The following is a 12175-nucleotide window of genomic DNA, read 5'->3' as shown; positions in this document are numbered from 1 at the left end:
GTAATCAGACCAGCAAGAAGGAGGAATCATGTCAGAGAATGCATCGGCAGAGCCCCGCGGAGACGCGATGGACGTCGAGCGGTGGCGCGGAAAGGTGTACACCGACGGGTGGACGGTCGCGGCCGGCGGCACCATCGATGTGATGGAGCCCGGCACGCTGCAGAAGCTCACCGAGGTCGGCCTCGCGAACGCCGATGACGTGTTCGCCGCGGCGACCCGTGCTGCCGAGGCGCAGCGGGAGTGGGCCGCGAAGAAGCCGGCCGAGCGCGCAGCGGTGCTGCGGGCCGCGGGCGACTTCTTCGTGCGCAACGCGGAGGAGCTCGGCGAGTGGGTGCAGCGCGAGACCGGTGCGATCGCCCCGAAGGCCGGGCTCGAGACCCTCGTCGCCTCGAACGAATGCTTCGACGGCGCGGCGCTGCCGCATCACCCCATGGGCGATGTGCTCACCTCCGATGAGGATCACTGGTCGTTCGCACGGCGCCTGCCGTCGGGCGTCGTCGGCGTCATCTCGCCGTTCAACTTCCCGCTGATCCTGTCGATCCGCTCGGTCGCCCCGGCGCTCGCCCTCGGCAACGCCGTGATCCTGAAGCCGGACCCCCGCACCCCTGTCGCGGGCGGCGTCATGATCATGCGGGCCTTCGAGGAGGCCGGTCTGCCGGCGGGCGTGCTGCAGCTGCTGCCCGGCGGCGCCGACGCGGGCGCCGCACTGACCGAGGCGCCCGAAGTGAACGTCGTCTCGTTCACCGGCTCGACCCCGGCAGGCCGCGCCGTCGGCGAGGCCTGCGGCCGCAACCTCAAGCGCGCCCACCTCGAGCTCGGCGGCAACAACGCGCTCGTCGTGCTGCCCGGCGCCGACATCGCCGCAGCTGCCTCGGCCGGCGCCTTCGGGTCGTTCCTGCACCAGGGCCAGGTCTGCATGACGACCGGGCGCCACATCGTGCACGAATCGGTGTACGACGAGTACGTCGCGGCGCTGCGCGAGAAGGCAGAGCATCTACCCGTCGGCGACCCGTGGACCACGCTCTCGCCGATCGGCCCCATCATCGACGAGAAGCAGCGCGACCGCATCGACGGCATCGTGCAGGCCGCGAAGGCCGCGGGCGGCACCATCGAGGCCGGCGGCAGCTACGAGGATCTCTTCTACCGCCCGACCGTGGTGTCGGGCATCGACACGCAGAACCCCGCCTGGTCCGAGGAGATCTTCGGCCCCGTCGCGCCGGTGATCAAGTTCTCGACCCTCGACGAGGCCGTCGCGCTCGTGAACCAGAGCGCCTACGGTCTCTCGGTCGGCATCCTCGGCAACGTCGGGGAGGCGATGAAGGTCGCGGATCGCGTGCGCTCGGGCAAGGTGCACATCAACGAGCAGACCGTCAGCGACGAGTCGAACGCACCGTTCGGCGGCTTCGGCGACTCGGGCACCGGCTCGCGCTTCGGCGGCTACACCGCGAACATCGAGGCCTTCACCGAGGTGCAGTGGCTGACCGTGCGGTCGGACATCGCGCCGTACCCGTTCTGATCGGAGGACGCACCATGCGCATCGCGATCGTCGGCGCCGGAGCGATGGGGCAGCTCTTCGGGGCGCACCTGGGCGCGGCCGGCCACGACACCGTGCTGATCGACGTGTCGGCCGAGGCCGTCGCCGCCATCGACGCGCACGGTATCGCGGTGCGCACGGGCGACGGGGGCGGATTCCGCGCTCAGGTGCGGGCCGCCCTCGCCCCCGAGATCGCAGGGGCCGTCGAGCTCGTCATGGTCTTCACGAAGACGATGCACTCGGAGGCCGCCCTCGACTCGGTCGCGCACCTCATCGACGACGGCACGCTCGTGCTGAGCCTGCAGAACGGGCTCGGCAACGAGCGGCCGATCGTCGATCGGGTCGGGGCGGATCGGGCCTTCATCGGCACCACCGACTATCCGGCCGACCGCCAGCCCGAGGGCGGCATCGCGACCTCGGCCGAGGGGAAGATCGTCATCGGCGGCCTCGGTGCGGCAGGGTCCGACCGGGCGGCCGAGCTCGCCGAGGTCTTCGCGGCGGCGGGCATGCGCGCGCTGCACCACGAACGGGTGTACGAGGCGGTGTGGGAGAAGGCGATCTTCAATGCGGTGCTGAACACGCTGACCGCGGCGACCGGGCTCACCGTCGGCGCAACGGGGCGCGAGCTGCCGGCGCTGCGCCTCGTCGACGACGTGCTCGCCGAGACGTTCGCCGTGGCCGCTGCGCGCGGCGTCGCGGTCGACGAGGCCCGTGTGCGCGCGGCGGTGCGGAATGCGCAGCAGTCGCACGGCGAGCACCGCACCTCGATGCTCGTCGACCTCGAGGCCGGTCGCGCGACCGAGATCGAGGCGATCGGCGGCGCGATCAGCCGCATCGGGGTGGAGGTCGGCGTGCCGACGCCCGTGCTCTCGACGCTCTGCGACATCGTGCGCCTGCGCGAGGCCGCGCTGCAGCGGACCGCATGATTCAAGCAGCTTCGGGCTGCAGCGAGGCAACGATCTCGGCGATCTCATCACGGCATTGGAACAGCAGTGCGAGCCGGTCGCGCCGCAGCATCGAATCGAGTCGCACGATCGGCGTCGCGATCGAGATGCCCACTGCGGGTCGTCCTTGCGGGCCGAGCACGGCCGTGCCGACTGCGCCGACCCCCATCTCGGTTTCGCCCCGGCTGAGCGCATACCCCCAGGCGCGCGCCTGGTCGAGCTCCTGTGTGAACCGTTCGAACTCCGCTTCGTCGAGGGCGGTACCCGCGATCTGCGCGGCGCGACCGCGGTAGAGATTCTCCAGTTTCTCTCGAGGTTCGTAAGCGAGAAGCGCTTTGCCGCTCGATGCGCCGATCGCCGGCATCACCGTGCCGCTCCGGTCGCCGATGCGCAGCATCTGGCTCGCTTCGACGGTGTGCAGGAATCTGATGCTCACGCCGACGCGCACTACGAGGTTCACGGTCTCGTCGAGCTGCGATGACAGGATCTCCATGGGCTCCTGAGCCTCGCGGCGCAGTTCGTGCAGCCATGGGGCGCCCACCGCCCGTACGCCCAGTGCCGGGCCCGCGACATACCGGCGCCTGTCGTTCTGCATCGCGAAGCCCCGGTAGATGAGCATCGCCATCAGCCGGTGCGCTGTCGACTGAGCGATCTGCAGCTCCTCCGCCGCATCGGTCAGGCGGATATCGCCGCCGTCGCGCAGCATCTGCAGGAGGCGCAGAGCGTTGTCGACGGACTCGATCGGGTAGGGGGGCTTCTGCTGGAGCAGTTTCTTCTTCACACCAGAAGATCATTGTCTATTTTCTTCTGCGAGTAAAGAGTCGATGTCAACAACTCGTTGTCAGCGCCAACTCGAAGGAGAGAAGCAGATGGCCGATACGACAGTGATCGACGACCTCTACGTCGGAGTCGATACGGGCGGCACGTTCACCGATGTCGTCGTGATGGATGGAGCGGGCGGAGTCATCACGAACAAGGCCCCCACCACCCCGCACGCGCTCGAAGAAGGCGTGCTCGCCGCGCTCACCCTCATTGCGGACGAACGGGGGCAGACACTCGCCGAGATGCTCGCGCAGGTCGTCAGCTTCGGCCACGGCACGACCCAGGCCACGAACGCGCTCATCGAGCGGCGAGGCACCATGACCGGTCTGCTGACGACGCGCGGCTTCGGCGACACGATCCTCGTGCAGCGTCTCATGGGCTTCACTGCGGGGATGCCGAACGAGCTGCTCGGCCGCTTCAGCCAGCGCGCCTACCCGGAACCTCTCGTTCCCCGTCGTCTGATCGCCGAAGTGCCGGAACGCGTCGATCAGGCCGGCGAGATCCTGCTCCCATTGGACGAGGAGGCGGCTCGGACAGAGGTGAGGCGTCTGCGCGACGCCGGAGCCGAGGCGTACGCGATCAGCCTGCTGTGGTCGTTCCGCAACCCGGCGCACGAGCAGCGCATCGCCGAGATCATCCGCGAAGAGGCCGGCCCGGACGTGTACGTGAGCCTGTCGAGCGAGGTCAATCCGGTGCTCGGCGAGTACGAGCGCACCGCGACGACTCTGCTCAATTCGTACCTCGGACCGACCGTCGCCCGATACCTCGAACGTCTCGAACGAGTACTGCGGGATGCGGGCCTCGTCGGCAGGTTCAGCGTGCTGAACTCGATCGGCGGCGTGATGAGCGCCCACGACGCGGCCGAGCGGGCGGTGCTGCTGCTCGCCTCGGGCCCCACCGGCGGCGTGCTCGGCTCGCACTTCCTCGCCCAGGAGCTCGGACATCGGAACGTCATCACGACCGACATGGGCGGCACGAGCTTCGACGTCGGCCTCGTCGTCGCAGGTCGACCCGTGGTCTCGCAGGTGACCGAAGTCGCGCAGTACCATGTCGGCGTGCCGATGGTGAACATCACCGCCATCGGAGCCGGAGGCGGATCCATCGCCGAGGTCGTGTCGGGCGAGCTGCGAGTCGGCCCGAAGAGCGCGGGCGCCTTCCCCGGCCCCATCTGCTACCGGCGGGGCGGAACCCAGGTCACGGTGACGGATGCCGATGTCGTACTCGGCGTGATCGACCCGGCCGTCTTCCTCGGCGGGCGCATGAACCTCGACAAGGCGGCGGCCGAAGAGGCGATCCGCACCCAGATCGCCGAGCCGCTGGGCCTCTCGACGATCGAAGCCGCGGCGGGCATCAAGCGCATCGTGGACGCCCGCATGGCCGACACCCTGCGCGAGCTCACGGTCGGCCACGGACACGACCCCCGAGATTTCGTCATCTACGCCTACGGCGGCGCCGGACCGATGCACTGCGCGGGCTTCGGAGCGGACCTCGGAGTCGGCACCATCCTGGTGCCCGCGACCTCGATGGCGCACTCCGCGTACGGAGCGCTCGCCGCGGACATCCACCACAGCGCCGAACGGTCGATCTCGTTCCGTTCTGCACCGGGCAGCGATGACCCCGCCTCCGATTTCGACGCGACCGCACTGCGCGAAGTGTTCGCCGAGCTCGAGGTGCTCGCGCGGGAGCAGCTCGAGCGCGATGGAGTGAAATCGGAGGACGTGATCATCGATCGGTCGATCGACATGCGCTACCGGATGCAGACCCACGAGTTGATCGTTCCCGTCAGTGAAGAGCTGAGCGATGCCGATGCGGTCTCGCGGCTGGTCGCGCGATTCGAGACCATCTACGAGGACACCTACGGCCACGGCGCCGGGTTCCGGGAAGCCGGGCTCGAGATCACGACCTTCCGGGTCTCCGGTATCGGTCGGACGCCGAAACCGCGCTTCGCCGAAGCAGCGCGAGAGACGGCGCCGGCGGCGCCCACCAGCAGACAGGTCTACGACGTCAACCAGGCGGCATGGTTCGACGCGACGGTCATCGACTGGAACGGGCTCGGCACCGACCCGATCCCGGGCCCCGCGGTCATCGAACACCCCACGACGACGGTCTATGTGGCGAGCGGGCAGCAGGTCGCCCTCGACGCCATCGGCAACCTCGTCATCACTCCCACCGTGTGACAAGGAGGTCACGAACATGAATATCACCGTGCAGCAGAACGACACGGCGACGACCGACGTCGATCCGATCACCTTCGAGGTGGTCCGCAACCGCCTGACCGCGATCACCGAGGAGCAGGCGATCACGCTGAAAGCGGTGTCGGGGTCGCCCGTGGTGACCGACGCCACGGACTTCAACGTCGGCACCTACCTCACGGATGGCGAAATCGTCACCATGGGCCCGCAGGTGCTCTTCCACTCGGGATCGATGGCGAGCGTCGTGCGCAACATCGTCGCCGATTGCGCGGAGAACCCCGGCATCCGGGAGGGCGACATGTTCATATTGAACAATCCCTACAAGGGCGCGTTGCATCAGCAGGACGTGTCGATCGTCGCCCCCGTCTTCTCTGACGGTAAGCGGGTCGCCTGGGTCGGGTGCTGCGCGCACCAGATCGATATGGGAGGCCTGAACTTCGGATCCTGGGGCATCGGTGCGACGATGGTGCAGCAGGAGGCCGTGCTGATGAGCGGGGTCCGCATCGTCGAGGCCGGCGAGATCCGCGAGGATATCTGGAACATGGTGCTCGGCATGACGCGCATGCCGCTCGCAGTGGGGCTCGATCTCAAGGCGATGATCGCGGCGAACAACGTCGCGGCCAAGCGTCTGATCGAGCTGTTCGGTCGCTACGGGCTCGATCAGGTGCAGCAGGTCATGAGGCTCGAGATCGAGCACTCGGAAGAGCAGCTGCGGGATCGCCTGCGGGAGCTGCCGGACGGCGTCTACCGGGGACAGGATTACATCGAGCACGACGGCCACACGAACAAGCTCTACGAGTTCCGCCTCGAAGTGCGCAAGACGGGGGACCGGCTCGTCTTCGACTTCACCGGCACGAGCGAGCAGGCGCCCGGCTTCATCAACTGCACCTGGTCGGGCATGCTTGCCGGCGTGTTCTCGGCCCTGCTGCCGACGCTCGCCCCGACCCTGCGTTGGAACGAAGGACTGCTCCGAGTCATCGAGATCGAGGCCCCCGAGGGCATCGTGTGCAACGCCAGCTTCCCCTCCCCGGTCTCGGCCGCGACGATCTCGGCGACCTGGGTCGTCACCAATGTCGCGGTGCAGGCGCTCTCGCGGCTCGCCGCGACCACGCCCGAGACCCTCGCCGATGCGACCGCGGTCACCAAGGGGTCGATGAGCGCGTTCGTCATCAACGGGATGAACCGCGACGGCACCCCCTACGGCAACTTCCTCCTCGATTCCACCGCGGGCGGCGGCGGGGCGTACGACGATCACGACGGGCTCAACGGATCCGGCGACTTCTGCGTGCCGCGCCCGGCGATCACGAACGTCGAATCGCACGAGGCATCGGGTCCGATCCTCTTCCTCTACCGCGGCATCATCGCGGACACCGGCGGCCCCGGGCGGCACCGCGGTGGGGCATCCCTCGGCCTGGCCATCACCCCGCACGACACGGAGAGCCTGAACGGGATGATTGTCGGGCACGGTGTCGAGGTGCCCAACAGTCTCGGTCTCTTCGGCGGGCTCGAAGGGTCGTGCAATCGCAACGCCAAGCTGCATGCGGACGGGAGCAGCCCGGTGGGCCGCATCTCGGGCATCGACGATCTGCCGAAGTGGCCGGGCGAAACAGAGAACTTCGGGGCGAAGCCCGGTTTCTTCGGTTTCGAACGCGGTGACGTCATCGCCTACAGCTTCCAGGGCGGCGGCGGTTTCGGGGACCCGCTCGATCGCGACCCGCTCTCGGTCGTGGCGGACGTGCTCGACGGCTATGTGAGCGAATCGGCGGCACGCGAGATCTACGGGGTGGAGGTCGCGGGACCCGACTTCGATGCCGCCGCGACCGAAGCACGGCGGGCCGCGATCCGCGCCGCGCGCGTCGCCGGCGCGAGCTCCGAGACGGATGTCCCGGTCCCTGACGATGCGGTATGGATCACCCCGGACGTGTTCCAGAGCGGCGAAGAGGTGCGCACCCGCGCCGGCGCGCTGCTCGGCGGCCCGCACGATTGGGCGACGGGAGCGGTCCGACGGATCGTGCCGGCCGCGGAGCACGGCCCGTACATCGCGCTGCACGAGGAGCTCGAACTGCGCGAGTACCTGTGCCCCGTCAGCGGTCGACTGCTGTGGACCGCGGTCAGCCGCATCGGTACGCCCGACCTCGTCCCGGTGGAACTCCGATGAGTACCGGGTTCACCGTCGGCACCCGGATCCACTCGGGGCTCGGAACGCTCGCCGGCACCGCAGGAATCCTCCGCGGCATCGGCGTATCCCGGGTGATGGTGGTCGTCGACGGCGGCCTCGCCCGGCTCGGGCTCCTCGACGGCCTGGTCGAATCTGCCGGGGTACGCGATCTCGTCGTCGGGACGTCCCTCGTCGGTGTGAACCCCGCCCCGGCCGAGGTCGAAGCGGCGGCGGCCGAAGCGCTCGCCGCGGGCGCCGACGGCGTCCTCGCGATCGGCGGCGGCAGCGGGTTGAGCGCGGCGAAAGCCGTCGCCCTGCTGATGACCAACCCCGTGGCGATCGGCAGTCTCGAGGGCGATGGTCGGGCCGCGCACCCGCCCGCTCCGACCGTCGCGGTGCCGACGACCGCCGGCAGCGGGAGCGAGGTCTCGAACGCGCTCGTTCTGCACGAGCCCGGGAAGATCCGGGAGATGGTCATCAGAGGCACTGGATACGAACCCGTGGCTGCGGTGCTCGATGCGACCGTGCTGCGCGGGCTCCCGAAGGAGCCGCTGGTGTTCGCCGCTCTCGACGCGCTCACCCATGCGCTCGAGTCGCTGTGGTCGCGCGGGCGCAACGTCTTCACCGATGCGTGCGCACTGCACGCCGGTTCCGAGATTCTCGATGCGCTGCCCGAGACCGTCGAGGGGGCGATCGATGGGCGCAATGCGCGCGGCGAGAACGACGATGCGCTGCAGCGTCTGCTCGAAGCCGCGAGTCTTGCGAACATCGCGTGCGGCAACAGCGGCCTCGCGCTCGTGCACGCGCTCTCGTCGTCCCCCGCGGTGCAGGTGCCCCATGGCCTGCAGAACGGGATACTGCTGCCCTACGTCGCGGGCTTCAACCGGGGCGAGCTCTCCCGCGAGGGGCAGGAGCTCGTCGACCGGATCGACGAGCTCTATCACCGGATCGGCTTCGAAGCCCGCTTCGATGCGGGTCAGGCGCAGGCCGAGGCGATGATCGATGCCAGCCGTGGACATGTGTTCAGAAACAATAACGCCCGTAATTCGAGCGATGGCGAGCTGCACGAGCTGCTCCGGCTCGCCGGCGCAGCCGCCGCGTGATGCCGCGGGTGCGATCGCGAGGCCCCGTACGACCGAGCCGACCGAGGAGGAAATGATGACTGGAATCGACCTGAGCTCAGCGCTCGAAGGCCGCGAGCACGCGGCCGAGGTGGAGCGTCTGCTGAACCGCGAATGGCGCATGCTGATCGGGGGCGAGCTGCGCGCCGCGAGCGACCGCAGCACCTTCGCCTCGACCGATCCGTTCTCGCTGCAGCCCATCGCGGATGTGCCCGATGGTACTCCGGAAGATGTGGATGCGGCCGTCGCGGCCGCCGACGCGGCCCGCACGGGCTGGCGCGAGACCCCGGCGCTCGAACGGGCGGCACTGGTGCTGGAGTTCGCGGACCTCGTGGAGGAGCATGCGGACGACCTCGCCCTGCTCGACGCGATCGACGCCGGCTCGCCCATCGTCAACGCCCGCTTCGATGTGCAGATCGCGCTGCAGCAGATGCGCATGTTCGCGGGTCTCGCCCTCGAGATGAAGGGGCAGACGATCCCTGCGTCGAACGGCTTGCACATCACCGTGCGGGAGCCGGTCGGTGTGGTCGCCAAGATCTGGCCGTACAACCACCCGCTGATGTTCTTCTGCCGTATCGCGGCTCCGCTCGTCGCGGGCAACACCGTCGTCGCGAAGCCTCCGCAGACGGCACCGCTGTCACCGCTCGCCCTCGCCGAGCTCGCGGCCCGAGTGTTCCCCCCAGGGGTGGTCAACGTCGTCGTCGGCAGCGATGCCGAGGTGCCCGACCGTATCGTTCGTCACCCCGCGGTGCGACGCATCGGGTTCATCGGTTCGGAACCGACCGGCCGCCGGATCCAGCGGGCGGCCGCAGAGAGCGCGGTCAAGCATGTGACCCTCGAACTCGGGGGTAAGAACGCCATGGTCGTCTTCCCCGACTCCGACCTCGACGAGGCCGCGGCCGGCGCGGTGAACGGCATGAACTTCACCTGGTCCGGCCAGTCCTGCGGATCGACCTCGCGATTGCTCGTGCATCGCGATATCCATGACGCGCTCGTCGAACGGGTGGTCGCATTGGTCGAGGCCCGGCGGCAGGACGACCCGTTGAGCGAAGCCTCGCAGCAGGGCACGATGATCGACCGCGGCCAGTACGAGAAGTCGCTCGACTACATCGGCGTCGCGCAGGCTGCAGGAGCGCGCGTGGTGACCGGAGGCGGGCGACCCGTCGGGGAGCGCTTCGGCGACGGACTGTTCGTCGCCCCGACCGTGCTGACCGGGGTGACCCCCGAGTCGCGTATCGGGCAGGAGGAGGTCTTCGGGCCGGTGCTCTCCGTCATCCCCTTCGAGACCGAGGCGGAAGCGGTGCGCATCGCCAACGGCGTCGACTACGGGCTCACGGCGAGCGTCTGGACGAAGGACATCGACCGGGCGCTCCGCGTCGCGCGGGCCTTCGAAGCCGGCTTCGTCTGGGTCAACGGGTCGAGCGCGCACTACCCGAATGTGCCCTACGGCGGGGTCAAGGGCTCCGGTGTCGGCGGCAAGGAGGAGTGCCTCGAAGAGCTGCTGAGCTACACCGAGGAGAAGGTGATCAATCTCGTGTGAGGCGCACGGCCGCATCGCGATACGCATGACGAAATGACTGAAAGGCAAGTGGAAATCATGACCGACTACCAGGAACTGCGGGAGACCGTCGCTCTCTCCAGCCGCATCATGGCGGCATCGGGCAGCGGCGACTTCATCTGGGGCCACGTCTCGGCACGGGACCCCGAGGCTCGGGGCGTTTGGCTGAAGCAGGCATCGTGGGGTCTGGAGGAGATCACTCCGGAACGCGTGCACCTCGTGAACTCCGATGGAGAGGTGCTCGCCGGCGGCGGGCAGCGGCACAGCGAGTACCCGATCCACACCGAGATCATGGCGGCGCGCCCCGATGTCGGCGGCGTCGTCCATGTGCACAGCAGATACTCCGTCGCCCTCGCCGCCGCAGGGGCGGAGCTGCATCCGGTGAGCCACGAGGCGAACTATTTCGCGCCGCACGGCGTCCCCCGCTTCACGAAGACCGCCGACCTGATCCTGACGACGGAACTCGGTCGTTCGGTCGCCGCAGCATTGGGGGAGGCGGAAGCGCTGTTCCTGGTGAACCACGGCGTGGCGGTCGTCGGCCCCGACCTGCAGACCGCGACGGTCGCCGCGGTCGTGCTCGACCGCGCCTGCCGGCAGCAGCTGCTGACCGCGGGGTACGGCGGCGAGCCGAGCTGGTCCGGTCCCGAGGAGTCCCTGGCCAAGCGGGAGCACATCTACGGGGGCAACGCGCGGCACCAGGTCTGGGACTACCTCGTGCGCCAACTCCCTGCGCTGCGATCCTGAGCGTCCTCCTCGAACCGACACCGACAGACAAAGGAGTCTGACATGACACTCGTATCGGAACCGCGATCGCACGCGGCTGATTCCGACCCACAGCAGCACGAGCGAGGGCCGTCGCGAAACCGATGGAACGGCATCGGCTATCGCTACGGCATCGTGCTGGTCTGGGTCGCCATCTTCCTGCTCTTCAGCGTGCTTTCGCCGGGGGTGTTCCTCACGACGAACAACCTGTCCGCGATGCTGAGTTCGCAGGCGTCTCTGATCCTGCTCTCCCTCTCGGTGCTGCCGGTGCTGGCGGCCGGGGAGATCGACCTGTCGATCGCGGGCGCTATGACGATCGCCGCGACGACGGTCGGCCAGCTCAACGGCGTCTGGAAGATCGACATCGCGGTGTCGATCGTCGCGGCGCTCGCGATCTCGGTGCTGGTCGGGCTGGTCAACGGTCTGCTCACCATCAGGGTGGGGGTGGCCAGCATCGTCGTGACGCTCGGTATGAGCACGCTGCTCGTCGGGCTCTCGGTCTGGCTGAGCAACACGCTCACGATCACCGGCGTCTCGCCCGAGCTGGGACGGTTCGTGAACACACCGGTGCTCGGAATCAACCTCGCCTTCTGGATCTCGATCGCGATCGGCATTCTGCTCTGGTACGCCTACCGCCACACCGCGGTCGGCCGGCACATCGTGTTCATCGGTCAGAATGCCGAAGTCGCGCGGCTCTCCGGCCTACCGGTCGCGAAGCTGAAGCTCGGGGCATTCGTCGTCACCAGCTTCCTCGCGGGCCTCTCCGGGGTCATGGTCGTCTCCATCGCGGGAGGCCTGCAGCCCACCTCGCTGCAGACGCTGCTGCTGCCAGCCTTCGCCGGCGCATTCCTCGGTTCGGCCATCATCGACCCGGGCAGTCACAATCCGATCGGCACGATCATCGCGGTGCTGTTCCTCGCGACAGGGATCAACGGCCTGATCCTGCTCGGCGCCGAGTCCTGGGTCAACAACGTCTTCTACGGCGCTGCGGTCATCCTCGCCGTGACGATCTCGCGGATCGTCTACGTCCGGGCCCGCAAGAAGAATCTCGTCTAGAACTTTCCCCCTCCCATCAACATTCATC

The 12175-nt window shown here is 68.5% G+C and carries 9 protein-coding genes; 8 read left to right on the top strand and 1 reads right to left on the bottom strand.

Features of this window, described 5'->3' with window-relative positions:
• The first annotated feature begins 28 nt into the window (after window positions 1-28).
• Both NHL51_RS04655 and NHL51_RS04650 read left to right on the top strand, forming a co-directional pair.
• Window positions 29-1516, top strand: a complete 1488-nt coding sequence (locus NHL51_RS04655; RefSeq protein ID WP_434142043.1) for a benzaldehyde dehydrogenase — start codon at window positions 29-31, stop codon at window positions 1514-1516.
• Between the two features lie 14 nt (window positions 1517-1530).
• Window positions 1531-2460, top strand: a complete 930-nt coding sequence (locus tag NHL51_RS04650; RefSeq protein ID WP_434142041.1) for a ketopantoate reductase family protein — start codon at window positions 1531-1533, stop codon at window positions 2458-2460.
• A gap of 1 nt (window position 2461) precedes the next feature.
• On the opposite strand, the gene NHL51_RS04645 is transcribed toward NHL51_RS04650, so the two are convergent.
• Window positions 2462-3259: an IclR family transcriptional regulator gene (locus tag NHL51_RS04645; protein ID WP_434142038.1), complete on the bottom strand. Its 798-nt coding sequence runs from the start codon at window positions 3257-3259 to the stop codon at window positions 2462-2464.
• Window positions 3260-3347: 88 nt separating this feature from the next.
• Between NHL51_RS04645 and NHL51_RS04640 the strand changes: the two genes are divergently transcribed.
• The 6 genes from NHL51_RS04640 to NHL51_RS04615 are packed head-to-tail and all read left to right on the top strand — an operon-like array spanning window position 3348 to window position 12147.
• Complete coding sequence (locus NHL51_RS04640) at window positions 3348-5477, top strand: hydantoinase/oxoprolinase family protein (RefSeq protein WP_434142036.1); 2130 nt, start codon at window positions 3348-3350, stop codon at window positions 5475-5477.
• A 16-nt stretch (window positions 5478-5493) separates the two neighbouring features.
• Entirely contained in the window at window positions 5494-7650 is a 2157-nt protein-coding gene (locus NHL51_RS04635; RefSeq protein WP_434142033.1) for a hydantoinase B/oxoprolinase family protein, read from the top strand.
• Window positions 7647-8753, top strand: coding sequence for an iron-containing alcohol dehydrogenase family protein (locus NHL51_RS04630; protein WP_434142031.1), 1107 nt, complete (start codon window positions 7647-7649; stop codon window positions 8751-8753). Before NHL51_RS04635 ends, NHL51_RS04630 begins: the two co-directional genes overlap by 4 nt.
• 55 nt (window positions 8754-8808) lie before the next feature.
• Window positions 8809-10311, top strand: coding sequence for an aldehyde dehydrogenase family protein (locus NHL51_RS04625; protein ID WP_434142029.1), 1503 nt, complete (start codon window positions 8809-8811; stop codon window positions 10309-10311).
• A 33-nt stretch (window positions 10312-10344) separates the two neighbouring features.
• On the top strand, window positions 10345-11073 hold the full coding sequence (locus tag NHL51_RS04620; RefSeq protein WP_434142028.1) for a class II aldolase/adducin family protein: 729 nt from the start codon (window positions 10345-10347) through the stop codon (window positions 11071-11073).
• Between the two features lie 42 nt (window positions 11074-11115).
• Complete coding sequence (locus tag NHL51_RS04615; protein ID WP_434142026.1) at window positions 11116-12147, top strand: ABC transporter permease; 1032 nt, start codon at window positions 11116-11118, stop codon at window positions 12145-12147.
• Window positions 12148-12175 lie beyond the last annotated feature (28 nt).

This window comes from Leucobacter sp. gxy201 (assembly GCF_051043335.1).
Lineage (GTDB): Bacteria > Actinomycetota > Actinomycetes > Actinomycetales > Microbacteriaceae > Leucobacter.
The sequence above is the reverse complement of the archived record's forward strand: the minus strand, read 5'-3'. Positions and strand labels throughout refer to the sequence as shown.